This is a genomic window from Miltoncostaea oceani (genome assembly GCF_018141545.1).
GTDB lineage: Bacteria > Actinomycetota > Thermoleophilia > Miltoncostaeales > Miltoncostaeaceae > Miltoncostaea > Miltoncostaea oceani.
Genome location: NZ_CP064356.1, coordinates 815575 through 840234, shown reverse-complemented (window position 1 = coordinate 840234; position 24660 = coordinate 815575). Strand labels below are relative to the sequence as shown.

At 75.4% G+C, this 24660-nt stretch carries 22 protein-coding genes and 1 tRNA gene; 10 read left to right on the top strand and 13 right to left on the bottom strand.

Features of this window, described 5'->3' with window-relative positions; genetic code table 11:
• The first annotated feature begins 61 nt into the window (after positions 1–61).
• The gene (locus tag IU369_RS04200; RefSeq protein ID WP_217923316.1) at positions 62–1120 is read left to right on the top strand and encodes an HD-GYP domain-containing protein; all 1059 of its coding nucleotides are present in this window, start codon (positions 62–64) and stop codon (positions 1118–1120) included.
• Between the two features lie 45 nt (positions 1121–1165).
• On the opposite strand, the gene IU369_RS04195 is transcribed toward IU369_RS04200, so the two are convergent.
• From IU369_RS04195 to IU369_RS04180, 4 genes are all read right to left on the bottom strand, one after another.
• Positions 1166–2572 carry an FAD-binding oxidoreductase gene (locus IU369_RS04195; RefSeq protein WP_217923315.1) on the bottom strand — a complete coding sequence of 469 codons (1407 nt, stop codon included), beginning with the start codon at positions 2570–2572 and terminating at the stop codon, positions 1166–1168.
• 93 nt (positions 2573–2665) lie between these two features.
• The gene (locus tag IU369_RS04190; RefSeq protein ID WP_217923314.1) at positions 2666–6043 is read right to left on the bottom strand and encodes an ATP-binding protein; all 3378 of its coding nucleotides are present in this window, start codon (positions 6041–6043) and stop codon (positions 2666–2668) included.
• Between the two features lie 290 nt (positions 6044–6333).
• A complete protein-coding gene (locus tag IU369_RS04185; protein WP_217923313.1) occupies positions 6334–8076 on the bottom strand; it encodes a peptidoglycan DD-metalloendopeptidase family protein in 1743 nt (580 codons plus the stop codon).
• A gap of 639 nt (positions 8077–8715) precedes the next feature.
• Positions 8716–8788: transfer RNA gene (locus IU369_RS04180), tRNA-Ala, on the bottom strand.
• Positions 8789–8843: 55 nt separating this feature from the next.
• Between IU369_RS04180 and IU369_RS04175 the strand changes: the two genes are divergently transcribed.
• Together IU369_RS04175 and IU369_RS04170 are read left to right on the top strand one after the other, a co-directional pair.
• Positions 8844–9113: a hypothetical protein gene (locus IU369_RS04175; protein ID WP_217923312.1), complete on the top strand. Its 270-nt coding sequence runs from the start codon at positions 8844–8846 to the stop codon at positions 9111–9113.
• Positions 9110–9460: a UBP-type zinc finger domain-containing protein gene (locus IU369_RS04170; RefSeq protein ID WP_217923311.1), complete on the top strand. Its 351-nt coding sequence runs from the start codon at positions 9110–9112 to the stop codon at positions 9458–9460. The genes IU369_RS04175 and IU369_RS04170 overlap by 4 nt, the downstream gene beginning before the upstream one ends.
• A gap of 28 nt (positions 9461–9488) precedes the next feature.
• Here IU369_RS04170 and IU369_RS04165 read toward each other — a convergent pair whose 3' ends face one another.
• From IU369_RS04165 to IU369_RS04150, 4 genes are read right to left on the bottom strand one after another with little or no spacing between them, the layout of a single operon-like run.
• Positions 9489–10382 carry a TIGR01777 family oxidoreductase gene (locus IU369_RS04165; RefSeq protein ID WP_217923310.1) on the bottom strand — a complete coding sequence of 298 codons (894 nt, stop codon included), beginning with the start codon at positions 10380–10382 and terminating at the stop codon, positions 9489–9491.
• A gap of 7 nt (positions 10383–10389) precedes the next feature.
• Positions 10390–10872 (bottom strand): hypothetical protein, encoded by a 483-nt coding sequence (locus IU369_RS04160; protein ID WP_217923309.1) that lies wholly within the window; start codon positions 10870–10872, stop codon positions 10390–10392.
• A gap of 8 nt (positions 10873–10880) precedes the next feature.
• Positions 10881–11891 (bottom strand): aldo/keto reductase, encoded by a 1011-nt coding sequence (locus IU369_RS04155; RefSeq protein ID WP_217923308.1) that lies wholly within the window; start codon positions 11889–11891, stop codon positions 10881–10883.
• Between the two features lie 38 nt (positions 11892–11929).
• Entirely contained in the window at positions 11930–12385 is a 456-nt protein-coding gene (locus tag IU369_RS04150) for a PAS domain-containing protein (RefSeq protein ID WP_217923307.1), read from the bottom strand.
• Positions 12386–12503: 118 nt separating this feature from the next.
• Between IU369_RS04150 and IU369_RS04145 the strand changes: the two genes are divergently transcribed.
• Positions 12504–14726 carry a S8 family serine peptidase gene (locus IU369_RS04145; RefSeq protein WP_217923306.1) on the top strand — a complete coding sequence of 741 codons (2223 nt, stop codon included), beginning with the start codon at positions 12504–12506 and terminating at the stop codon, positions 14724–14726.
• A 40-nt stretch (positions 14727–14766) separates the two neighbouring features.
• Positions 14767–15585 carry an undecaprenyl-diphosphate phosphatase gene (locus tag IU369_RS04140; RefSeq protein ID WP_217923305.1) on the top strand — a complete coding sequence of 273 codons (819 nt, stop codon included), beginning with the start codon at positions 14767–14769 and terminating at the stop codon, positions 15583–15585.
• On the opposite strand, the gene IU369_RS04135 is transcribed toward IU369_RS04140, so the two are convergent.
• Positions 15582–15935: an STAS domain-containing protein gene (locus IU369_RS04135; protein ID WP_217923304.1), complete on the bottom strand. Its 354-nt coding sequence runs from the start codon at positions 15933–15935 to the stop codon at positions 15582–15584. The two genes, IU369_RS04140 and IU369_RS04135, sit on opposite strands and share 4 nt — an antisense overlap.
• 111 nt (positions 15936–16046) lie before the next feature.
• Here IU369_RS04135 and IU369_RS04130 point away from each other — a divergent pair, with 111 nt between their 5' ends.
• The 4 genes from IU369_RS04130 to IU369_RS04115 all read left to right on the top strand — a co-directional run bounded on the left by IU369_RS04130 (position 16047) and on the right by IU369_RS04115 (position 18819).
• The gene (locus tag IU369_RS04130; RefSeq protein WP_217923303.1) at positions 16047–16784 is read left to right on the top strand and encodes a SigB/SigF/SigG family RNA polymerase sigma factor; all 738 of its coding nucleotides are present in this window, start codon (positions 16047–16049) and stop codon (positions 16782–16784) included.
• 151 nt (positions 16785–16935) lie between these two features.
• Positions 16936–17352 carry an ATP-binding protein gene (locus IU369_RS04125; RefSeq protein ID WP_217923302.1) on the top strand — a complete coding sequence of 139 codons (417 nt, stop codon included), beginning with the start codon at positions 16936–16938 and terminating at the stop codon, positions 17350–17352.
• A complete protein-coding gene (locus tag IU369_RS04120; RefSeq protein ID WP_217923301.1) occupies positions 17349–17765 on the top strand; it encodes a hypothetical protein in 417 nt (138 codons plus the stop codon). Before IU369_RS04125 ends, IU369_RS04120 begins: the two co-directional genes overlap by 4 nt.
• Before the next feature lie 10 nt (positions 17766–17775).
• On the top strand, positions 17776–18819 hold the full coding sequence (locus IU369_RS04115; protein ID WP_217923300.1) for a YihY/virulence factor BrkB family protein: 1044 nt from the start codon (positions 17776–17778) through the stop codon (positions 18817–18819).
• 24 nt (positions 18820–18843) lie between these two features.
• Here IU369_RS04115 and IU369_RS04110 read toward each other — a convergent pair whose 3' ends face one another.
• Both IU369_RS04110 and IU369_RS04105 read right to left on the bottom strand, forming a co-directional pair.
• Positions 18844–19998 (bottom strand): cellulase family glycosylhydrolase, encoded by a 1155-nt coding sequence (locus tag IU369_RS04110; protein ID WP_217923299.1) that lies wholly within the window; start codon positions 19996–19998, stop codon positions 18844–18846.
• An 18-nt stretch (positions 19999–20016) separates the two neighbouring features.
• On the bottom strand, positions 20017–21993 hold the full coding sequence (locus tag IU369_RS04105; RefSeq protein ID WP_217923298.1) for a type 1 glutamine amidotransferase family protein: 1977 nt from the start codon (positions 21991–21993) through the stop codon (positions 20017–20019).
• Positions 21994–22094: 101 nt separating this feature from the next.
• On the opposite strand from IU369_RS04105, the gene IU369_RS04100 reads away from it, so the two are divergent.
• Positions 22095–22697, top strand: coding sequence for a cytochrome P460 family protein (locus IU369_RS04100; protein WP_217923297.1), 603 nt, complete (start codon positions 22095–22097; stop codon positions 22695–22697).
• A 12-nt stretch (positions 22698–22709) separates the two neighbouring features.
• Here IU369_RS04100 and sat read toward each other — a convergent pair whose 3' ends face one another.
• Positions 22710–23864 carry a sulfate adenylyltransferase gene (sat, locus tag IU369_RS04095; RefSeq protein ID WP_217923296.1) on the bottom strand — a complete coding sequence of 385 codons (1155 nt, stop codon included), beginning with the start codon at positions 23862–23864 and terminating at the stop codon, positions 22710–22712.
• Positions 23861–24649 carry a phosphosulfolactate synthase gene (locus IU369_RS04090; RefSeq protein ID WP_217923295.1) on the bottom strand — a complete coding sequence of 263 codons (789 nt, stop codon included), beginning with the start codon at positions 24647–24649 and terminating at the stop codon, positions 23861–23863. The genes sat and IU369_RS04090 overlap by 4 nt, the downstream gene beginning before the upstream one ends.
• Positions 24650–24660: the final 11 nt, after the last annotated feature.

The window sequence follows — 24660 nt, the reverse complement described above, 5'->3', positions numbered from 1 at the left end:
GCGGAGGACGGCGGCCCCCACGCCCCCCGAGGGGCGACGTCCGGGGGTATCGTGACGCGTCATGGACGCACCGCGCGGGCGCGAAGGACCCCTCGGGCTCGGAGGTCGCTCCGGCCGTGCCACGCGGACCCTGGCGGCGCTCGTCGCGGCGCCCCGCTGGCCCTCGGGGGATCCGCGGGCCGTCGGCCTCGCCGCCGCATGCATGGTCGTGGCCCTCAGCCCGCTGGCGCTGCCCGGCGACGGCGACTTCGAGGGCGCCCACCTGGTGCTGCTGCTGCTCCTCGGCCTGGCGGGCGTACGCCTCCGCCTCCCACTGGCCATGGCCACCGCGATCGCCGCCGAGGCGCTGCTCGCCGCCCAGCGGGTCGCGGCGGCCGAGGCGACCCGCGAGACCGTGATGGCGATCGCCTGGACGATCCTCGGGCCGGCCGTCGTCGCCGGGGCCTTCACCATCTCGGAGGCCCCCCGCCGGCGGGTGCGTGCCGCAGCGGACGCCGCCGTCCACTCGATGCTGCGGGCGCTCGCCGCGAAGGACGGGGCGACCGGTGAGCACTCGGACACCGTCGCCGACCTCGCCGTCGCCGTCGGGCGGGGCCTCGGGATCGCGGGCGACCGGCTCAGCGACCTGAGGGCGGTCGCCTGCATGCACGACGTGGGCAAGCTGGCGGTCCCCCAGGAGGTCCTCGACAGGCCGGGGCCCCTCACCCCCCGCGAGTGGGAGCTGATGCGGCGCCATCCCGAGGCGGGGGCGGAGATCGCGGCCGAGATCCCCAGCCTGGCGCATCTCGCCCCCGTCCTGGTGGCCGTGCACGAACGCTGGGACGGCGACGGCTACCCGCACGGCATCGCGGGCGAGCGGATCCCCCTGCTCGCCCGCATCGTCTTCTGCTGCGACGCGTTCGAGGCCATGACCGCCGACCGCCCCTATGACGTCGCGCGGACCCCTGAGGAGGCGGTCGTGGAACTGCGGGACGGCGCCGGCACGCAGTTCGACCCCACCGTCGTCGCCGCGTTCCTCACGGTGCTCGCGGCGCGTGGGCTGCACACCCCGGCCGGCCCGTCACCGCCCGCGGTGGGGATCGCGGGCACGACCGACCCGCCCCTGGCCTCCGGGGCGTAGGAGCGGGTCGGGCGTCACGTCCACCCGCGCGGGACCGCGCGGCGGTCAGGTCGCGGGGCGGATGTTCGGGTTGAGGCGGAAGAGGTTGCCGGGGTCGTACTCCGCCTTGATGCGCGCCAGCCGCGCGTGGTTCGCGCCGTGGCTCGCCCGCACGGCGGCGTCGCCCTCCTCGAGCAGCCCGGGGAAGTTGAAGTAGGTCTTGCCGTCCCGGGAGTGACGGTGGGCGTCGTCCCAGTAGTCGCGTGCCCAGGCGATGTTGCGCGCGTCGTCGGCCGGGTCGTCCCACGTCGCGTCGATGCTCAGCATCCACTCGGAGGAGCGGTCGCCGAACGCCGTCTCGTGGGCGGCGACGCGCGACATGGCGCCCCCGCAGTGGCGGATCACCACGAGCGTGCGGTCGGAGGGGCGCCGCGCGCTCCACGACACCGTCTGCGCGACCGCCGCGTCGGTGAGGTCGTCGAGGTAGAGCGCCTTCCAGTAGTACCGGAGCCCGGCGGGGAAGTACGGGTCGAGGGAGCGCTGCTTGTCGAGGTAGGAGACGGGGCCGCTCATGTCGACGAGGGGCGTCGCGAGAGCGCGCAACGGCCGGAGGGCCCGCTCGCCCTCCGCGACCGGCCCGGCGTACATGGCGGTGACGCCCACGTAGGGCACTCCGCGCAGGTGCTCCGGCAGGTCGGGCACGACGGGGAACGTCCAGACGAAGGCGGCGCTCGTGATCTCGTCGGGCGCCCCGGCGACGGCGTCGCGCCAGCCCGCGATCACCCGCGCGGCGTCCTCGACGGGGTAGAAGACGTTGACGTCGAACACCTCCGGGCCGAGCGGGTGCAGGCGCAGCTCGAACGACGTGACGACGCCGAAGTTGCCGCCGCCGCCCCGGATCGCCCAGTGCAGGTCGGCGTGCTCGGCGGCGCTCGCGTGGACCTGCCGGCCGTCGGCGAGGACGACGTCGGCGGACACGAGGTTGTCGATCGTCATTCCGTGGAGGCGTCGCTGGGACGACACGCCGCCGCTGAGGGCGAGGCCGGCGACGCCGGTCTCCGAGACGACGCCGCCGGGGGTGGCGAGGCCGAGGGGCGCGGTGACGCGGTCGACGTCGGCCCAGGTGGCGCCGCCCTCCACGTGCACCGTCCCCGCGTCCGCGTCGACGCGGACGGCCCGCATCGCGGAGAGGTCGATCACGACGCCGTCGTCGACGGACGCGGTGCCCGCCACGTTGTGGCCGCCGCCGCGCACCGCGAGCGGCAGGCCCCGGGCGGCGGCGAAGCGGACGACGGCGCTCACGTCGTCGGCGTCGGCGCAGCGGACGATCAGCGCCGGGTGCTTGTCGATCATCCCGTTCCAGAGCCGGCGGGCCTCGTCGTAGCGGGGGTCGCCGGGGGCGATCAGGTCGCCGGCGACCTGCTCGGCGAGCTCGTCGGCGCCGGCGGGGCGGGCGGTGGTCGGAGCGGACATGGCGGTCCTCCTCGTGGGGGGGTTGACCCGTCCAGGCTCGCCGGCGCCCGCAACGCCACCGTCAGTGCCGCGTGAGTCCTCCGTGCACGGCCGTCACCGGTAGAGGTCGCCCGGCAGGGTCGCCCCGCCGACGCCGGCCGCGGCCCGGCGGAGCCCCTCCGCCCGGGCGGGGTCGTCGACGCGGGCGGCGAGCGCCCGCCGCGCGGCCGCCGCGAGGGCGACCGCGCCGAACGCGTCGTTGCGCCGCACCGCCTCCTCGAGGTGCGCGACCGCGCCGGCCGCGTCGCCGAGCGTCGCCGCGACCAGCCCGAGGCTCAGCGCCGCGGACCCGGTGCTGAAGCACCCCCGTCCCACGGTCACGACGCGATGGGCGTGGGGTGCGAGGAGGGGGTGGACGACCTCCGCCGCGGCGACGTCGCCGAGCCGCGCGGCGACCGCGCCGAGCGCCTGGACGGCGTACAACCAGTTCACGTCGACCGTCGCCGCCGGGAGGTCCGCGATGCCGGCCCGGAGCTCGCGGCGGGCCGCCGCGAGGTCGCCCGCGGCGACGGCCGCGATGCCGAGGCCCGCCACCCACGCGAGCCGCGCGGGGGAGCCCTCGATCCGCGCCCGGATGGCGGCGTGCGCGCCGGGGGTCAGGTCGCCGCGGCAGGCGTCGATCGCGAGGCGCTGGGCGGCGAACAGCAGCTCCGCGTTCGTGTCGTGGGCGGCCCGGCCGATCCGGGCGCCCTGGTCCGACAGGGCGGCGGCCGCGTCGAGGCGGTCGTCGAGCAGGGCGAGGGCCGCGCGCCACATCGGCCCGTACCAGCGGTAGGCGGGCAGGCGCAGGGCGTCCGAGAGGCCCTCGTGCTCCGCGATCGCCGCGGTCAGGGCGTCGCGCTCACCGAGCTCGAAGAGGTCCGCGACGCGCCAGTTGACCCCTTGGAGCTCGGCCTCGCGGTCCCCCGCCGCCCGCGCCGCCGCCACCATCTCGTCGGCGATGGCGAGGCGCTCCTCGGCGTGGTCGGGGCTCCAGAGGGCGACGTGGCGGGCGCCGAGCGCCTCCCGCAGCGCGCGTCCCCCCGCGCGGCGGCCCGCGGCGAGGGCCTCGGCGCTGAGCTCCTCCCGCCGTGCGGGGGGCGGGGCGTAGTAGAGCTCGATCGCGAGCCGCCCGAGGAGGGCGGGCCGCAGCTCCGACGACGCGTCGACGACGCCGAGGGCCTCCTCGAGCAGGGCGCGGACCGGCGGGCGCACCGGGCCGATCGCCACGCCGAGGCCGGCGCGGCCGAGCGCCGCCCGCGCGAGCGCCACCGGGTCGCCGAGGTCGCGCGCCACGGCGGCCGCGTCGTCGAAGCAGGCGTCCGCCACGGGCGCGTCGCCGAGGCGCAGGTGGGCGTCGCCGAGGGCCAGCAGCACCTCGGCGCGGAGCGGGTCGCGCCCGCCGAGGTCGCCGTCCAGGGTCCGCGCGAGCAGCGCGACGGCGTCCTCGTAGGCGAGCCGGCGGGTGGCCTGGCCGGCGGCGCGCAGGGCGGCCGCGGCGACCCGGGGGGCCTCGACGAGCGGCCGCGCGTCGAGGAGGTGCCGGGCGATCTCCCCGGCACGCCGGTCCGGGGCGTCGCCGGGGAGGGCCTCGAGCGCGTCGGCGACGGTGCGGTGCAGCAGCGCCCGGCGGGTGCCGGTGAGGCCGGCGAGCACGGCGGCGCGCACCAGCGCGTGGGCGAAGCCGTACCGGCCGGGGACCGCCGTCTCGTGCACGAGCCCCGCGGCGACGGCCGCGTCGAGGAGGCCGACGAGCGCGTCGTCGCCGGTCGCGGACGCGGCGGCGAGGTCGGCGAGGTCGAACTCGTCGCCGAGGACGGCCGCGACCCGGACGGCCCGGACGGTGGGGTCGCCGAGGTGCACGAGCCGCCGGTCGATCACCGACCGCACGCCCTGCGGAACGGCGTCCCCGGCGGTGACGGCCAGCGCCGCCGGCGCCGCGCCGGGGTGGGCCTCGGCGAGGTGGCGGGCGAGCTCCTCCACGAACAGGGGGTTGCCGCCGGTGCGGGCGTGCACCGCGGCGGTCAGCTCCGGCGGGGACGCCGCCCCGAGCCACGCGCCCGTCAGCGCCCCGACCTCGGCCTCCGTGAGCCCGTCGAGCGCGACGCGGCCGAGGCGCCGCTCGCGGCGCAGGTCGCCGAGCAGGGCGTGGAGGGCGGGGACCGCGGCGGCGTCCTCGTGGCGCGTGGAGCCGAGGACGAGCAGGGGCGCCCATCCGACGGAGCGCACCACGTGGGCGAGCATCTGGAGGGTGGCGGCGTCCGCCCAGTGGAGGTCCTCCACGACGAGCAGCACCGGCCGGGCCGCCGCCGCCGCGCCGACGGTCGCGGCGACCGCCTCGAAGAGCCGGTGGCGGGCGCCCTCGGGCGCGCCGTCGGGGGCGGGGCCGGCGGCGAGCTCCGGCAGGAGGCGGGCGAGCTCGCCCGTTACCCACCCGGGCAGCGTGTCGCCGGCGGCGGCGGCGTAGGGCCGCAGCGCCTCCGCGAAGGCGGCGAACGCGACGACGCCGTCCTCCGTGCAGCGCCCGGCGAGCACGGTCGCGCCGTCGCGGCGCGCGACCTGGGCCATCTCGGTGAGGAGGCGCGTCTTGCCGCTCCCGGCCTCGCCGGCGACGACGACGACGCCGGCGGTGCCCGCGCGGGCGTGCGCCCACGCCGACCGGAGGGCGGCGAGCTCCTCGCGGCGGCCGACGAGCGGCGTGGCCTCGGGGCGGGCGAGGGCCGCGGGGAGGGGGACGGCGCCGGCGTCGCCGGAGCGCGGTCCGGCGCGCAGGTCGCTCGCGAGGGCACGGGTCCGGGCCGACGGGGTCATGCCGAGGTCGCGCCGCAGGGCGGCGCGGAACGCCTCGTACACGGCGACGGCGGCGGCGGCGTCGCCGGACGCCGCGAGGCGGTCCATCAGCACCCGCGCCGCGTCCTCGGACACCGGCTCGAGGTCCCGCCGGCGCCGGGCGTGCGCGATCGCGGTCGCGAGGTCGCCCGCCTCCTCGGCCCGCCGCCCCAGGTCGGCGAGCAGCGCCACGACGCGGTCGCGGTGGGCGTCGCGGGCCTCGAGCACCCAGTCGTCGTCGAGGTCCGTGAGGAGGTCGTCGGTGCAGAGCGCGAGCGCCGCGTCCCCCTGCCCGGCGGCGGCGAGCCGGTCGATCTCGCGGACGTCGACCACGACGCCGGGGCCGTCCTCGATCCCGATGCGGTCGCGCCCGGCGGCGATCGCGGCGCCGGCGCCGTCCCCCAGGTCGCGCCGCAGCAGCGCGAGGGTGGTCCGGAGGCTCGCGCGGGCGCTGGCGTCCAGCACGTCGGGCCAGAAGACCGACGCGACCCGCGTGCGGGGGTGGAGGCCCGGGTGGTACGCGAGCCAGGCGAGGAGCGACCGCGCGCGTCGGCTGGCGAGGGCGGGCAGTCCTCGCCCGTCGAGTTCCACGCGGAGCTCACCGACGAGGCGGATGCGGAGCATCGCCGGAAGCCTAGGACACGCCCGCGACGACGCGGACGGCGGTGCCCGCCGCCGCCGGGGATCCCGGGGCCGGGCGATGGAGGATGACGGGATCGAACCGACGACCTCCGCCGTGCGAAGGCGGGTGGAGGTTCTCCTTCAGCAGGGTGTTCGTCGGGGTGGTCCCCAACGTGACCACCACGTGACCACCACTGCTCCGTGACTGCACCGTGCTGAGACTCTTGCCCGCGACCATGAGGGCCCAACTGCACAGAGCGACGGATAGTCCTGCCCACAGGTGGGGAGCGAGATCATGGCTGCCAGGCGGGAGAGAAGGGCGAGTTGGAGCGACCAGCAACCGGATCCGCGATGACTGCCGGATTTCGAACAAGCCATCTCACGCCGTTGCGCGAGCGAGGTCTCACGTAGAGGCCCTCGAGCGCGGCGACCGCGATCTGGGAGCCGTCCGGGGAGAACGAACCGGCCATCTCAGCAGTCTGGCTGGGGCCTCTGAAATGAGTGAACCGCCGGCGAACGGTGTCGTACGCGCACAGGTCACGCCACCGTGAGGCTGCAGCGCCCTCGCAGTTGTAGAGAACTTCACCCGAAGGTGACCACGAGAGCGGAAGCGGGTCCGCGCTTCGTCGTGGCACCCGAATCGTCTGCTCCCGACCGTCGCGGGTCGAAACGATGTGGAGCCAGAAGGGCGCGTCGCAAATGTTCTCGTACCCGGGCTGCTGAGGGGGCGGGCAGGGCCCACCACCGAAGTGCGCCATCTGGGAGCCGTCGTGCGAGCGCGCCGTCGTTACGAACTTCGTCCGGCGAATCTTGCCCGTCTTCACGTTGACCGCAAGGACCACTCCGGCCGTTCGATCAAGGTTTCTGGGCAGGTAGTAGACCTCTCGGCCGTCGAGGCTCCAGGCGGGGGTGTGCCCTCGCGCGACCTTGCGCCGCAGGCGTCCGTCAGCCCGAACCACGTGCACCGTCGTCGAGGAGGTGATGTTGCCGAACTTGTCGGGCCGATACTCGAACGCGACCCACTTGCCGTCCCTCGACCAGCTCGGGCTTCGAGCCCCTCGCTGGTTGACGAGCATGCGGCGCTGTGAGCCGTCGGGCCGGACGAGGTGGATCCCCAGCGTCGTGTCATACGCGATCCACCTCCCGGTCGGCGGCTTAGGGACCCGGATCGTCCGGCCGCCAAGCCGGGCGAGGCCGCCACCCTTGAAACGATTCACCGCATACACACGAACCGTGTGGCTCCCCGGAGACACCTTGTCGATGGTGCGGTCGAAGCCGTGTCGGTTGCCGACCCCGGGGAACTTCTTCCTGAAGGCTCGCTCGACGTCCCCCCTCTTGAGGGTGGCGTAGCCGAGATCCACTCGCCGGGCGCCTTTCTGCCCGGGCCTCCCATCGATCCACGCCACGACCTTGACAGGCTTCGCGGCGTTGTCCGGATCGAATGCCCAACCCTGGACGCGGATGCGGTTGCCCTGCAGCCCCCGGACCCGGTCGAGCTTGCCCCGAGGCGAGCTTCCGGCGCTTCCCGGCTTCCGGGCCCGAAGGAATGCGATCGGCTCGACTAAGCCGTACGCGTCGTACGTCGCGCACAAGGTTCGTCCACGAAGAGCAACCGCGGAACCGCGCTCGCCGCCGCGGAGTGGTCGAATACCGAGATGCAGATGCTGGGCTGGCTCGTAGCCCGGCGTCGCAGGGTCAGCGTCGTACTCGTGGATCTTGGCGATGACCTGGCCCCGCCTGACGCGGTCTCCTGGCTTCACCCGGGGAACCACATGGCCATAGAGCGCCACGAAGCGGCTCGCATCGGACGCCCGATGCTCGATCCCGACCGCGGCGCCGTGGTCCCAAGGATTGACGACCTGCGCGACGGTGCCATCCGCGATGGCGTGCACAGGGTCCCCGACATTGTTGGACTGGGAGTCAGTGCCCAGGTGCGCGATACCGCCGAAATAGTGTCCGGTCCCGCAACCAACTCGACCGAAGTCCCAGCTGTGGAAGGCTTTGTTGCCCGATGGGTTCGCCCAACCGTTGCCCATGGGAAAGGTCGACCAAGGGTCTGCGCTGGCTTGGCCAGCGACGAAAGCGCTGCCAACGACGGCTGCCAGGAGGCCGAAAGTGACGGGCCTCGGCCAGACCGAACTCGACTCGTGACGCTTCGGAGTCAATCCAGCACGCTCCTCTCCAAGGCGCATAACGAGCCTCACCGCGGGCGAAGCGATCCTCCGCGACCACGCCACGGATGTCAGCTCGACGAACGTATAGGAGGCGGCTTCGCGCGCCGAGAGCCCCCGGGCCGGGCGGCCGCACCGGCCGGCGGCCCGAGGTTGGCTCGCACCATGCGGGGGTTAGGAGCCGCGTCAGCGCCGCGCGCGGAACGAGGAGCCGCCCACCGATGCGCACCGCAGGCACTTCGCTGCGCGGATGGCCGGGTGGCAGCTATTCCGCACGATGCCGAGAGCGGACGCGGCGTCCTTCACGCTCATTGTCTCGATGCGCGGCCTCCCCACCCCCTGCCCCCCTGCCGAGCTCAGGGCGGCGCCCCCCGGCGAACGAGGGTGGCCACCACGTGGCCACCACCTGCTGGTGGATGTCGTCGTCTGCGCGCCTCCGCCGTGTGGCGCGCGCGGACATGTGAAAGGCCCGCCGGAGCGGGGCTCTCACCGTCGCCGTGGTAGTGGAGGATGACGGGATCGAACCGACGACCTCCGCCTTGCAAAGGCGGCGCTCTCCCAGCTGAGCTAATCCCCCGCGATCGTGGCCTACGGTAGCATCGCCGCGGCGCGTCCCCGACCGCGAGGCACCCATGGGCACCCACTCCTCCGGTGATCCGTTCGCCCCCCTCTACCGCCTCCTGGACCAGATCCAGAACGCGCACTTCGAGATGGGCCAGATCGTCGAGGAGTACAAGGCGCTCGTCGAGCGCCTCGAGGAGCGCCCGGGGGAGGACGACCTGAAGCTCGCCCGCGTGCTGCCCGGCGCCCGCTACACCGTCGGCACCACCTTCGTCCGCGAGAGCTGGCTGAAGGTCGACGCGGAGATCCGCACCCTGTTCCCCGACGAGGAGGCGCCATGAGCACGGCCGCCATCGACCCGACGGTGCCCCCGAGCGGGACCGGCTGCGCCGACTGCCTCGCCGGCGACGGTCCCGGCTGGTGGTTCCACCTGCGCCGCTGCGCGGCGTGCGGCCACGTCGGGTGCTGCGACTCGTCGCCGAGCGGGCACGCCCGTGCCCATGCCGCCGCGAGCGGCCACCCCGTGGTGCAGAGCTTCGAGCCGGGCGAGGACTGGTTCTGGTCGTTCCCCGACGAGGCCTACGCCTACGGCCCCCGGCTGGCGCCGCCCGAGGCGCACCCGCCCGACCAGCCGGTGCCGGGCCCCGCCGGCGCCGTCCCGCCCGACTGGCAGGCCCGGCTGCGCTGAACCGGGGCCCGCGCGGGGGCCCGCGCGGTCAGCGGTAGACGTCCTCCAGCGCGGCGCGGACGTCGGTGTGCACGAAGGGGTACCCCGCCGCGAGGGCGGCGCGGGGGACGGCGCGCTGCCCGTCGAGGGCGAGGGTGGACATCTCGCCCATCGCCAGGCGCAGCGGAAGAGCCGGGGTCGGCAGGATCGCAGGGCGGCCGAGGGCGGCGGCGATCGCCTTCACCAGGTCGCGCTGGCGGGCCGGGTCGGGCGCGGTCGCGTTGAGGGGGCCGTCGACCTCGGCGTGGTCGAGGGCGAACAGGATCAGCCCGACCTCGTCGTCGATGTGGATCCACGGGACCCACTGGCGTCCACCGCCGATCGGGCCGCCCGCGAAGAGCTTCACCGGCAGGGCCATCTGCGGCAGGGCGCCGCCGTCGCGGGCCAGGACGATGCCGGTCCGGACCAGCACCACCCGCACGCCGTGGTCGCGGGCGCGCAGCGCCTCGCGCTCCCACGCCACGCAGGTGTCGGCCAGGAAGTCGGACCCGGGCGGCGAGGACTCGTCGACCTCGGCCTCCGTCGGGCCGTAGTAGCCGACCGCGCTCGCGTTGACGAGCACCCGGGGGGCGCCGTCGGCGGAGAGGGCGTCGACGATCATGCGGGTGGGGACGGTGCGGCTCTCGCGGATGACGCGCTTGCGCTCCGCCGTCCAGCGCTTCCCGCCGATCGGCGCGCCCGCCAGGTTGACGACGGCGTCGACGCCGTCGGTCAGCGCCGCGGGCGGGGGGCCCTCGCCCGGGTCCCAGCGCACGTCGGGCACGCCGTCGATGCCGGCCGAGCCCGACCGGGACACCGCGATCGCGGTGTCGCCGCGCGCCGCCAGCGCCGCGCACAGCCGCCTGCCGATGAGGCCGGTCGCACCGACCACCGCGACCCTCACGCGGCGCTCACTCGGGCCGGTGCGGGCGGGAGACGATGCGGCGGTCGCCGCGGGCGAGCTCGAGCAGGTCGTCGGCGCCGATCCCGGGCGCCGGGGACGCGCGGCCCATCAGCGTGGTGCCGAACCCCTCGCGTCGCAGCCGCAGGCGCAGGCGCGCCAGCGCGGGTTCGCAGTTGGGTCCGTCGACGTCGGTGAGCACGAGGACAAGGCTACCGGGACCGTCCCGCCACAGGCCGTCGGTGTCGCGCACCGTGCTCCGGACGAGCTCCGCGACGCGGGCGAGCACCGCCTCGTCGGACCCCTCGGGGGCGTCCATCGCGACCAGCGTCAGCGGTCGGCGCGACCGGCGGGCCGTCTCCAGGGCGAGGGCGAGGGACCGCGCGACGCCGTCGGGGTCCGGCGGCCCGATCCCGCCCGGCGTGGGCCCGAACGCGGGCCCCTGGGTAGTGCGGGCGTCGGAGCTGCGCCGACGTGGTCCGGCGATCGCCATGGCTCACCCTACCCCGCGGACGGATCCGACGGGTCGGGGGGCTCGCCGTGGCCGTAGGGCCGCGACGCGGCCGGGTAGCGGGCGAGGATCGCCTCGATCTCCCGTTCCTCGTCGGCCGAGAGGGGCGCCCCGGCGAGCGCGGCGTTCGCCTCGGCCTGCGCCGCGGAGCGCGCGCCGACGATCGCGGCGGTGACCTCGGGGCGGCGGAGCACCCACACGACGGCGAGCTCCGCCACGCCGCCGGGACGGCCCGACTCACGGGCCAGCGCCGTCAGCTCGTCGACGACGGCGAGGCGCTCGGGGAACGCCTCGTCCGCGAAGAACTCGCTCGTCGCGCGCCAGTCGTTCTCGGCGAAGCGCGTCGCGGCGCCCATCTTGCCGGTGAGCAGGCCGTGCCCGAGGGGGCCGTACGCGATGACGCCGACGCCGTTCGCCGCGCACCACGGCAGCTCGCCGTCCTCGATGTCGCGGCGCATCAGGTGGTACCCCGGCTGGTACGAGTCGATCGCGGCAACCGCCCCGGCCGCCTCCAGGTCGGCCAGGTGGTAGTTCGACACGCCGATCGCGCGGATCTTGCCCTCGGCGCGCAGGTCGACGAGCGCGCCGATGGACTCCTCCGCGGGGACGCCGCCGACCGGCCAGTGCACCTGGTAGAGGTCGACGGCCTCCATGCCGAGGGCGGTGAGGCTCCGCTCCAGCGACATCCGCAGGTACTCGGCGGAGGCCTCCCGCCAGATGCGCAGGCCGGCGTCGCCGACCTCCCACGCGACCCCGCCCTTCGTGGCGACGACGACGTCGTCGCCCCGGTCCCGGACGACCTTCCCGACGATCCGCTCGGCGCGCCCCTGGCCGTAGATGTCGGCGGTGTCGATCCAGTTGATCCCCGCGTCGAGGGCGGCGTGGCAGGCCGCCTCGGAGTCGGCGTCCTCGGCCCCGCCCCAGCGCCCTCCGAAGACCCAGGTGCCGAGCCCGATCACCGACAGCTCGAGGTCGGTCCCGCCCAGTCGCCGCCGCTCCATGCCCACTCCCTCGTCGCGCCCCCGCCGGGAGGAATGCCCTAGGACGCCGCGGGGGCCTTCGGCGTCACGGCCACCAGCAGTCCGCCGTCGTCGTCGTAGGCGGGGAAGAAGTCCGCCACCGCCGGGATGTCGTCGGGCGACCCGTTGAACCGGTAGGTGCAGGGCACGTCCAGCACGCGCACGCCCCACTCCAGGCTGCGCGCCGCCGGGTCGCCGTCGGGGAAGCCCGACAGGCCCAGCCGCTCCGCGAACTCGTGCCCGAGCAGCTCGCCCTCGTCGTAGCCGGTGACGGCGAACGCGGCGTGCCCCGCGACCAGGATGCGGCGGTCGCGGTCGCACACGATCAGCGCCGTCTTCGGGCTCGCGTAGTAGTCCTCGAGCAGCTCGAACGCGAAGCCGAAGCCGCACCGCGAGCAGCCGCGCGGCTGGTGGCGCACGTTCCGCTCGCTGCCGCTCTCGCGGTAGGCGCACCGGGGGCACAGGAACACGGGCATCCGCCAATCGTAGCGGGGGGCCCGACCCGCGCGACGGCGCCGGCCCGCCCCGGTCAAGACGGCCCCCGGCGATGCCGACACAAGGGCTGCACGAAACGATCCGACGGAATGGATTCGAGTGATCTCGGGCAGGACCAGCCCGAGGGGCCGGCACGGACGCCGCGTTGTCAGGGCCCTCGTCGCAACCGCAGTCGCCGCCGTCGCCGCGGTCGCGGCCCCGAGCGCCCTCGCGGGCACCACGCCGGGCCTCGACGCCCGCCTCGCGGACGCCGGCGCCGGCGACCGCATCGCCGTCGTCGCGACCCTCGGCCCCCAGGTCGACGGCGGGGCCTACGAGGGCCGTCCCGAGGTGCTGCTGCGCGCGCTGCGGCGCACCGCCGCCCGCACCCAGGCCGACGTCGCCGACGCCGTGGACGGTCCCGTCCGCTCGTTCTGGCTCGTCAACGCGATCGCGTTTCACGGCACCCCCGGGGAGATCGCCGCCGTGGCGGCCGACCCCGCCGTGGACGTCGTGGACGTCGACGCCCCCGTCCGCATCGCCGACGCCGCGGCCACCGCCGCCACGCCGTTCCCCGACGCCGGCAGCGGCGACTGGGGTCTCGCGGCGACGCGCGTCCCGGCGGCCTGGGCGGCGTTCGGCGTGCGCGGCGGCGGGGTGCGCGTCGGTACGATCGACACCGGCGTCGACCCCGCGGCGCGCGCCCTGGCGGGCAAGGTCGTCGCGTGGCGCGACTTCGTCGGCGGCGGGGCGACGCCGTACGACGACAACGGGCACGGCACCCACACCGCCGGCACGATCGCCGGAGGCGCGGAGGGCGGCGCCCCGATCGGCGTGGCACCCGAGGCGCGCCTCGTCGTGGCGCGCGCCATGGGCGCCGACGGCGTCGGGGCCGGCAGCGCCCTGCTCGCCGCGGCCCAGTGGATGACCGACCCCGACGGCGACCCGGCCACGGCCGACCAGCCCGCCGTGGTCAACAACTCGTGGGCGGCGACCGACCCGAACGACACCTGGTTCCGCCCGATGATCCGCCGGTGGCTGGAGCTCGGCATCGTGCCGGTCTTCGCCGCGGGCAACACGGGCCCCGGGGCCGGCACGATCGGCAGCCCCGCCGGCTACCCCGAGGCGCTCGCCGTCGGGGCGCTCGACCAGTCCGACGCCGTCCCCTCCTTCTCGGGCCGCGGCCCCATCACGTGGGACGACCGCGACGGCCTCGGCCCGGCGCGCGGCACCCTGCTGCCGAAGCCCGACGTCGCCGCGCCCGGCGTGGGGATCACGTCGAGCGTCGGCTCCGGTTACCTCGCGTACTCGGGCACGTCGATGGCCGCCCCCCACGTCGCCGGGCTCGCCGCCCTCGTGCGCCAGGCCGCCCCGGCCCTCACGCCGCAGGCCGTGGCCGACGCGATCCGCGCGGGCGCCGTCGACGTCGGCACCCCCGGCGTCGACCCCGCCAGCGGCGCCGGCCGCATCGACGCCGTCCGCACCATCGAGTCGGTCCTCGGACCGGCCCCCGACACGACCTGGACCCGCACCCCGGCGGCGACGACCAACGCCCGCGTCCTCGAGTACGCCGTCGCGCTGACCGGCGGCGTCGCCGTGCGCACCCGCGTCGACGGCGGGGCGTGGTCGGAGGCCTCGCCGCAGACGACGATCGCCCTCACGCTCCCCGAGGGCCGCCACGTCGTCGAGGCCCAGGCGATCGACGCGGCCGGCGTCGCCGACCGCTCCCCCGCCCGGCACACCGTCCTCGTCGACCGCACCCGCCCCCGGCCGGTCATCACCATCACCGGCCACGGCACGGCCGCGACCTTCCGCGCCCGCGTCGCCGACGCGCGCACCGGCACGCTGCGCTGGAGCTTCGGCGACGGCGAGACCGCCCGCGGTTCACGGGTCACCCGGCGCTTCGGCGAGGCCCGCGCCCGCCGGATCGTGCTGAGCGTCCGCGACGCCGCGGGCAACGAGGGCTTCGCCGTCCGCGCCTACCGCCCGCGCGCCGCGACGGCGGTCCGGTCCCTGCGGGTCACCCCCACCGCGTCGCGCCGCGGTGGCAGCGTCCGCGTCTCGGGACGCCTGGTGCGCCCCGCCCGCCTCCAGGCGACCCTGCGTCCCGTGCGGACGCCCGCGGCGGCCGCCGCGATCCGCGGCCTCGCCGCCTCCTTCACGCCCGCCCGCATCGGCGCGCCCGTGCGACGCGCGTCGCGGCCCGCGTCCGGCGGGGGCTTCCGCATCACCGTGTCCGCCCGCGGCCTGCGGCCCGGCGCCTACGTCCTCGAGCTGCGCGCCCCCGAGCGGGGCACCGACCTCGGAGCCCTACGACTGACCCGGCGCGTACAGGTCGAATAGGTAGGTACGCCGGGCCCGCGGATGCGTATGGTCCCGCTTCGTGTCCTGGTTCGAAGCGATCGTCCTCGGCATCACGCAGGGGCTCACCGAGTTCCTGCCGATCTCGAGCACGGGCCATCTGCGCATCGTCCCCGCCTTCGCCGGCTGGGAGGACCCCGGGGCTCTGTTCACCGCCGTCATCCAGCTCGGCACGATGCTGGCGGTGGTCATCTACTTCTGGCGCGACCTCATCCGGATCACCGGGGTCTGGCTGCGGAGCCTGCGCCGGCCGGAGCTCCGCGGCGAGCTCGACGCCCGGATGGGCTGGTACATCATCCTCGCGACGATCCCGATCGGGGTCTTCGGGCTGGCGTTCAACGACCAGATCGAGAACGGCGCCCGCAACCTGTACCTGATCGGCGTCGTGCTGATCGTCCTCGGCCTGATCCTGATGGTCGCCGAGAAGGTCGGCCGCAAGACGCGCGGCCTCGAGGAGGTCACGCGCACCGACGCGATCTGGGTCGGCCTGGCGCAGGCGATGGCCCTCGTGCCGGGGACCTCGCGGTCGGGCGCGACGATCACGGCCGGCCTGTTCCTCGGCATGGAGCGCGAGGCCGCCGCGCGGTTCTCGTTCCTGCTGTCGATCCCCGCGATCGTGCTGAGCGGCCTCTACGGGCTGACGGAGCTGATCTCGGGTGAGGACGACGTGGCGTTCGGCGCGCTCGCCATCGCGACCATCGCCGCGTTCGTCGTCGGCTACGTGTCGATCGCGTTCCTGCTCCGCTACCTCGCGCGCCACTCCACGTACATCTTCGTGGTCTACCGCGTGGTGCTCGGCGCCGTCGTCCTGATCCTCACGGCGACGGGGACGATCAGCTAGGCCGCGCCGCCGTCCGTGGGCGTGGGCGGGGCGTCGACGACGTCGAACTCCCCGGACAGGTCCACCAGCTCGAGCACCCGGGTCACCGCGACCGAGGGCCGGGCGATGGCGAAGGGACGGCCGGCGTCGATGCACGACTGCCGCGCCTCGAGCAGGGACCGCAGGCCCGACGAGTCCATGAACTGGACGCCGCCGAGGTCGAGGACCACCGGGGTGGAGCCCTCACCGGGCATCGCCTGGAGCAGCCGCGGGGCGCCCACGAGGTCGAGCTCGCCGTTCGCCACGACGACGACGGAGTCGTCGGCCTCGTGGGACGAGGCGCGGAACGTGGCTATCGATTCGTCGTGCACGGATCTGAGGGTATCAGCACGGCTCCGGGGCGACGGGTGTTTCACGGTGCCACCATCGGGCACCATGTGTCCGGCGACGCCCGTCCAGCGTCCTGTCCACGAGGTCCGTCGATGCCCCCCGCCCGAACATTGAGCGCCTCCGAGCGCGAGCGAATGATCGTGGAGCACCTGCCCCTCGTGAGGGGTCTGGCGCGGCGCTACGCCGACCGCGGAGAGCCCCTCGACGACCTCGTCCAGGTCGGGACGATCGGGCTGATCAAGGCGATCGACCGGTTCGAGCCGGAGCGCGGCTTCAAGCTCGCCAGCTTCGCGACCCCCACCATCCTCGGGGAGATCCGCCGCCACTTCCGCGACCGCTCCTGGACCGTCCGCGTGCCGCGCGGCATCCAGGAGGCCCGGGCCCAGATCTCCCACGCGGTCTCCGAGCTGTCCGCCGAGAACGGCCGCAGCCCGTCGGTCCGCGAGATCGCCGAGTCGACGGGCCTGAGCATGGAGGACGTCCTCGACGCCCTCGCCGCGGGCAGCGCCCAGCGCCCCGCCCCGCTCGCCTCCCCCGGCGGCGCGGACGGCGACGACGAGGTCGGGATCTCCGTCGGCATCGAGGACGCCGGCTACGCCCAGGCCGAGGCGCGCGCCACGCTCGACTCCGGCCTCTCCGCCCTCCCCGCGCGGGAGCGGGTCATCCTGCACCTCCGGTTCGAGGAGGGGATGACGCAGTCGCAGATCGCGGAGCGCATCGGCGTGTCGCAGATGCACGTGTCGCGCCTCATCCGCCGGGCCCTCGAGGCCCTGCGCGAATCCGCCGGCGACGTGGACCCGGACGCGGCCGTGGGGGCGGAGCCGTGGTGAGCACGCGCGACGTTTCGCCCCCCGAACGTGGGGGAACGGCCCGGGCAGTACTCGCCGGGCGGCGGGGTACGGGGTCCGACCGGCGGGAGATAGAGTGCGCAGCCAGGATGCCAGGAACGTCCACGCCCAGCGCCGGGGAGCGCTCACGCTCGTGAGCGACGAACTCGCCGACGTCGAGCTGGTCCTCCCGGCCGAGCCCGAGAGCGTGGCGCTCGCGCGCCAGATGGTGCGCGGCGTGCTCGACTCCCTCGGATGGGGCGAGGAGAGCCGCACCGACATCTCCATCGCGGTCACCGAGGCCTGCACCAACTCCGTCCTCCACGCCTACCCCGACGGGGACGGTGGCGAGTACGAGGTCCACGCCTGGGTCGAGCCCGAGAAGCTCGTCGTCGCCGTGCGCGACCGCGGCCGGGGCATCACGCCCCGCGTGCCCTCCCCCGCCGCGGGCCTCGGCCTCGGCGTCCCGCTCATGCTGGCCATCGGGGACGACGTCTCCTTCCACACGGAGGACGGCGTGACCGAGGTCCGCATGACCTTCTCCCGCTCCTCGCGTCAGGCGGGGTCGTGAACGGCGGCACCCTGGTCGAGGGCGCGCGCGCCGGTCGCCTGCGGGTGCGCCGTGCGTCCCTCGGCGAGCCGGTGCTCGAGCGCGTCGTCGCGGCACTCGCGGCGCGCGCCGACCTGCCCATCGACCGCCTCGCCGACGCCCAGCTCGTCGCCTCCGCGCTCGCGGTGGGCGCCTCGCTGCACTCGCCCGACGGCGACCTCTGCGTCGGCCTCGACGTCGACGGCGGCAGCCTCGGCCTCGTGGTCGGGCCGCTCAACCGCGGCGCCGGCGCCCGCGTCATCTCCGACAGCCGGCTCCCCGGCGTCGGCGTCGTGCTGGAGCGTCTCGTCGATGACTGGAGCGTCGAGAGCGACGACCCGGCCGGCGACACGCTGCTCCTGACGATCGGGGCCGGCGGCACCACCACCTCCTGAGGGGGACCGCATGAGACGGCGCACGCTCGTCGGCATCGGGCTCGCGGCGGCACTGGTCGCGCTCCCCGACCGGCGCAGGGCCCGTGACGGCGCGGACCCCGGCACGGGGGACGCGGCCGCACCGGCCCCACGCAGCGCCCCGATCGCGCCCCACGTGGCCGCCGACCTCGGCGGCGCGCCGGCGCAGGCCGCGTCGACCCCGGCGTGGCGGACCGCGATCGACGTCGTCGTCACGGCCGTCAAGACGGGCCTCGCCCGCAACATCACCGACGTCGCCGCGTCCCTCGCCTACTACGGGTTCCTCGCGATCCCCGCCACCCTTCTCGTCGCCGTCGGCGCGTTCGGCGTCTTCGCCGGGCCCGACACCATCGCGAGCCTGCTCGACCGGATGGAGGGCGTCGTGCCCGACGAGGCGCTGACCCTCATCGGCGACTCCCTCACCCGGGTCACCGAGAGCGCCGGCGGGGGCCTCGGCCTGGCCCTCGTCGGCCTCGTGCTCGCCGTCTGGACGGCGAGCGGGGCCATGTCCGCGCTGATGCGCGGCATGAACGCCGTCCACGGGCGGAAGGAGGACCGGCCGTTCGCGCGGCAGCGCCTCACCGCCGTCGCCCTCCTCGGCTGGGTGCTGCTCGCCGTGATCGTCTCGTTCGGCCTGCTGGTGCTCGGCGCGCCCCTGTCGCAGGCGGTCGGCGAGGCCTTCGACGCCGAGACCCTCGTCGGCTGGCTCTGGTGGGTCGCCCAGTGGCCGATCCTCGGCGCCGCCCTCCTCGTGGCGCTCGCGGGGATCCTGCGCTCCGGCCCGGCGGGGAGCCCCGGCAGCCCCCGCGCGGTGCTGGCGGGCGCGGCGGTCGCCGTGCTGATCTTCGTCGTCGCGTCCGGCCTGTTCGGCGTCTACGTCTCGCGCTTCGGGTCGTACGGCGCGGCGTGGGGGTCGCTGTCGGCCGTGATCGTGATGCTCACCTGGCTGTGGCTCACGAGCCTCGCGATCCTGATCGGGTCGGAGGTCGAGGTCGAGGTGGACCGCCGCACCCGGGAGGGCGCGTCCGGGCGCTGACCGCCCGGACGCACCGCCGGACGGTCAGTCGGTGAGGACCGCGCCCTCCTGGCCCTCCACGGCCTCGAGGAAGCGCTCGTAGCTCGGCTTGCGCGAGAGGTCCTCGCGCAGCAGGCCGGCGGGCCAGTTCACGTTGTCCTGGAGGTTGAACCAGACCACCGCCTTGATGCGGCCCGACTTCAGCTGCGGCAGGTCGTAGATCTCCTCGAGGTACTGCGCCTGCTCCTCCTCGGTGACGCTGCTCGCCCGGAAGGCGGTGTCGGCCGTCGTGTACCCCGCCTCGGTGATGTAGAGCGGCAGGCCCGGCCGGAACGCGTCGATCTCGTCGAGGAAGCGGCCGAGGCTGCTCCAGCTCGGGACGACCTCCGTCGGCTCGTTCGGCGCCGCCGACGGGTAGACGTGCTGGGAGTACGCGTCGAGCGGGATGTCGCGCTCGACGAGCCCGCGGGCCCACTCGACGGCCCCGACGCCGGTCGGGCTGGTGCTGCTCCGCGGCCCGCCGACGCCCGCGATCACGATCGCGTCGGGGTTGGCCGCCTTGATCGGCGCGTACGCGGCGGTCGCCATCGCGGCGTAGTTGTCGAGCGACACCCGCACGCCGTCCTCCACCTGCGGCTTCAGGAAGCCCCCGAGGTTCGGCTCGTTCCAGATCTCGAAGCGGCGCACCTCCGGCAGCGGGTCGCCGCCGGGCGAGGTCGTGTTCCCCGAGTACCGGGTCGCGAGGGCCGACATGAAGTCGGCGTAGTCCTCCGGGTCGGGGGCGAGCGTGTTCGCCACGATCCCCGGCTCGACGAGGCCCCCGGAGGCCCACGGCGGCGTGTTGTAGGCGGAGACGATCGGCGTGATGCCGCGCTCGGCGAGGCCCAGCATGATCAGGTCGGCGCGCCCCCAGTCGTACGCGGGGTCCGCCGGGTCGCGGGGGTCGTCGGGCCGCGAGGGGGCGATCTCCGCCCAGTGCAGGTCGACGCGGGTGGTGGTGACGCCGGTGTCGGCGATCATGTCGAGGCGCCCGGGGATCGTCTCGATCGGGTCGACCGGCAGGTGGTCGTCCTGCACCGCGACGATCGCGCCCGGCGCGTCCGTGCCGTCCCCGCCGGAGAGCATCACGGCCCCCACCACGGCGGCGATAGCGACCACCACGGCCACCAGCCCGCCCACCACCCGTGTCCTACTGCGCATTCGTCCTCCGGTCCGGGGTCACAGGCCCGCGCGGGCGGCCTCGGGCGGGACGGCCCCCTCCCAGGGCAGCCGCCCCGGGTCGGGGTCGCCCGGGAGGCGGTACGCCCAAGCGGGATGGTCGAGGGTCCCCCCGGACCACGCGTGCAGCGCGCGGACGAGCGGGACGAGGTCGAGGGGGTCGTCGAGCGCCGACGGGCTCATCGGGTCGGACGCGAACGCGACCACCCGGCCCGCGCCGACGGACCGCACCAGCGCCGCGGGCGCGCCGTCGATGAACCGCGCCAGCACCCGGGCGCCGTCCGGCACGCCGGCGAACGCGCGCCGCACCGGGGTGTCGAGCGGCACGTTCAGCAGGTCGGCGGGGACGCCGGCGGCGAGGGCGCCGGGTGCGACCTCGAGGATGGAGCCGGTGCGGCGCGGACCGAGGGCGGCGCCGATCAGCTCGGCCCGCACCGCCGCGAGGGACCCGCCCGACGGGGTCCGCGTGAACGCGTCGGGGTCGGTGACGACGAGGGTGCCGCCGGCCCGGACCCAGGCGGCGAGGCGCGTCGCGAAACCGGCGTCGAGCGTCTCGCCGCGGGGCATCCAGATGCTCCGCGCCGCGGCGAGGCGCGCCGGCTCGCGCACGAGGCGGGTGTCGGCGTCGAAGCTGAACGCGCCCGCGCCGAGCTCGCCGAGCAGCGCGTAGGCGGTGTAGATCTCGTCGCCGGACGTGCGGTACCGGACGCCGCCCGTGCGGGCGGGCTGCCCCTGGCCCTCGCTGGCGGTGGCGTAGAGCACGAGGTGCTCGGGGTCCGTGGGCGGCGCCGGGAGGCGGGCGCCCCGCACGGCGCGGGCGACGTCGAGCATCCCGTCGTAGAGGCGCCGGTTCGTGAAGCGCGGGTTGTCGGACGCGAAGAAGCTCAGGTCGGTCGCCCCGGCGCGCAGGGCCTGCGCCGACCAGGTCCAGAGGTCGCCGACGACGGGCTGGTACCGGGAGTAGTCGAACGCCTGCACCACGACGCGGGTGCGCAGGCCGGTGAGGTCGGCGAGCAGCTTCGCCCCGAAGCCGGGGTTGTAGCGCCCCCTCCCCACCCGGTCGCGCTCGGGGTAGCTGACGTAGGGGTCGCCCTCGGCGACGTCGGCGAAGCCCGCGAGGCGCGAGTAGTCCCAGGGGATGAAGCCGTCGATGAACCCGTAGTCGTTCGGGCTGATCGTCGCGGTCGGGTCGAGGCGGCGCACGAGCCGCGCCTGCTCGGCCTTCATCGCGAAGAAGCGGTCGCCGGAGAAGCGGGTCCACGCGAGCCAGCGCAGGCCCGCCGCCGGGTTCGTGGTGGGGCGCGCCGCGGGGTCCGGCAGGGTGCGGCCGGTCGCCCTCCGGAAGTCCCGGGCGAGGCGGCGGCCGAACGGCGTGGTGCGGGCGCGGCCCCGCGGGATGATGGTGACCGGCTCGTCGCTGCCCGTGTAGAGGTTGACGATCCCCCGGTTGCGGACCGTCGGCACGATGCGGCGGATCTCCCGGAGCGCCTCGACCCGGTACCGCGGGTCGAGCAGCGAGAGGCGCCGCGTGTACGCCGTCTCGGCGGCCGTCGGGTCGGAGACAGCGGCGCCGCGCTCGAGCGCCCGCCGCGCCGCCCACACCTCGAGGGCGACGTCCCATCGCAGGCCGGTGGCGCGGTTCGCCGCCCGCAGGCGGGCGGGTGTCCGCCAGCCGACCGGCTCCTTCGGGCTGAGCGGGAGCGGCGGGAAGGGCAGGGCGCTCGGCCCGCTGAACCACAGGCCCGCGCGGCCCGACGTGTCGAGGATGCCGTCGATGGTGCGGTACCACGTCCGTGGTGCGATCAGGGGCCCGCGGGAGTCGGGGTTCCAGCCGGGGAGCTCGTTCTGGTTGAGCTCGTGGCCCCACGTCGAGACCGTCCCGGCGGGACGGTCGCCGGTGGCAGGGGCCGCGGCGGCGGCGCCCGCGGCGGCCAGCGTGAGGGCCGCGACGGCGAGCGTGGTGGGGAGGCGGGGCACGAGGCGCGCCCATCATGCCGGGGCCGGGGGACACCCTCAAACGGCGGGGGTGCCGGACGATGGGCTGGCGCCGGCGCCCGGCCGGCGGCAGGATGACCGCCGTGGCACGCCTGCGCACATGGTGCACACCCGCCGTCGCGGCGCTCGCGCTCGGCCTCGCGGGGTGCGGGGACCGCGACGACGCCGCCGGGACGACGCCCGCGTCGGCGCCGGCCGCCACCACCGCCGCCCCTCCCACGCCGACGGCGCCGGAGCCGCCGGCCCCCGAGCCCCCGCCCCGTCCCCTGCCGGGGCTGCCCCCCGACACGGCGGGGTTCGAGGACTGGCCGCGGCTGAACGCCGCGCCGATCCCGCCCGACTCGGCGCAGACCGCCCGCGTCGGGTTCGACGCGCACCGGGGAGTGAAGAACGTCCACGTCGACCAGCCGGGGGCGCGCGCCGGCGACCCCGGGCCGCCCTACCCCGACGGGACGGTGCTGGTGAAGGCGGCCGGCACCGGCGGCGACCTCACCCTGGTCGCGATCATGCGCAAGGTGGCGGGGAGCGACCCCGCCCACGGCGACTGGGAGTACGTGGAGTACAAGCGCACGGGCGCCGGGCAGGACTTCGCGACGGACGCGAGCCTCACCGGCGCCACCTGCTGGAGCTGCCATGCGATCGCCGCCGGGACCGACTGGGTGTTCACCCCCGCCGATCCCGGCTGAGCGCCGCGGCGGTCAGGCCGTGGAGTAGGCCTCGATCAGGATCTTCGCGACCTCGGGGCGGGTGAACTCGACCGGCGGGATCTCACCGCGGTCCAGCATCTCCCGCACCTTCGTGCCGGACAGGAAGACCCGCTGCTCGGGGGACGACGGCGACGTCTTCGTGGTCGCCATCCCACCGGTCAGGTTGCACCAGAACGAGTGCTCGAAGAAGACCGGCTGGATCGCCAGCTCCTCGCGGGTGATGTCGTCGAACACCCGGTGCGCGTCGTAGGTGCCGTAGTAGTTGCCGACGCCGGCGTGGTCGCGGCCCACGATGAAGTGGGTGCAGCCGTAGTTCTGCCGCAGGATCGCGTGGAGCACGGCCTCGCGCGGCCCGGCGTAGCGCATGGCGGCGGGCAGCACGCCGAGCACCACCCGCTCCTTCGGGTAGTAGCCCTCGATCAGCACCTCGTAGCAGCGCATCCGCACGTCGGCGGGGATGTCGTCGCTCTTCGTCTCGCCGACGAGGGGGTGCAGGAAGAGGCCGTCGACCGTCTCCAGCGCGACCTTGGTGATGTACTCGTGGGCGCGGTGGATCGGGTTGCGGGTCTGGAAGCCGACGACGGTCCTCCAGCCACGGGAGTCGAACTCGGCGCGCGAGGCGGCCGGGTCGAGCAGGAACGGCACGGCGCCGGGGTCGAGCGGCAGGCGCGCGGCGACCCGGACGGGGCCGGCGATGCAGGTGGTGCCGTGGGCGTACAGCGAGGCGACGCCCGGGTGGGCCTCCTCCTCGGTGCCGTACACGAGGCCCGCCTCGCGGCGCTGGTCGGTCTCGTACCGGTCGGTGACCTCGATGACGCCGAGGAAGCGGCCGGACTCGTCGACCATGTCGACCTCGGTGGCGTCACCGATCGCGTCGAGCTCGTCGGGCTGCACGGCGAGGGTGACGGGCACCGACCACGCGAGCCCGGAGGGCAGGCGCATGCCGGTGATCACCGACTCGTACGTCGCCTGGTCCATGAAGCCCTCGAGGGGCGAGAAGGCGCCGACGGCGATCAGGTCGAGGTCGGCCTGCTGGCGCGCCGACAGCGTCACGCGCGGGCGGCCGCCCTCGGTGAGCCCGTCGTCGAGGCGGTTGACCAGCGTGCCCCCGTGGGGGGCGATGGGGCCGGGCGTCGCGGCGCTCAAATGCCCGCTCCGTCCACGTTGCCCATCGCGGTGGGGTCGAGCAGTGTGTCGGCGCGAAGGCCGAGCCGTAGGGTCTCCAGCGGTATCACCTCGTCGGGTGGGATGTTCCCCAGGTTGACGTTGGGGCCGAACTTGCGGATGAACCAGACCTGCTGGGCCTTCTGGGGGGCCTCGAACAGCAGGCGGTTCGGGTCGATGGCGTGGACGATCTCGTCGATGAGGCCCATCCGGACCTCGCCGTCGCCGCGGAAGATCCCGGCGGTGCCGGTCTCCCGGGCCTCGGTGATGACCTTCCAGGCGCCCGCGCGGAGCTCCGCCTCGATCAGCTCGACCCAGCGGTACGGCGCGATGACGGTGGCCAGGTCCTTCGACCCGACCTCGCTCAGGACGACGAAGTCCTGCGACAGGCTGTGGATGTGCTCCAGCTTCGTCTCGTGGGCGACGGTGATCGTCCCGTCCGAGACCTCCACGTGGCGGAGGCCGAGGTCGGTGACCCACCGGCGCCACTCGTCGAGCTTGTTCTGGATGGCGCAGACCTCCCAGAACGTCCCGCCGAGCACGACGGGGATGCCGGCGCTCTCGTAGAGGGCGATCTTGTCGCGGAGCGTCCGGGTGACGTAGGCCGTCCCCCAGCCCAGCTTCACGATGTCGATCATGTCGCCGGACATGTCGAGGATCCCCTCGACGGCCTGCAGCGACAGGCCCTTGTCGATGACGTGGGTGACGCCCACCTGGCGCGGCTTCGGCGGGCGCCCCGGCAGGTCGAGGAACTCGGGGGCGCTCACGGGCCGCGTCT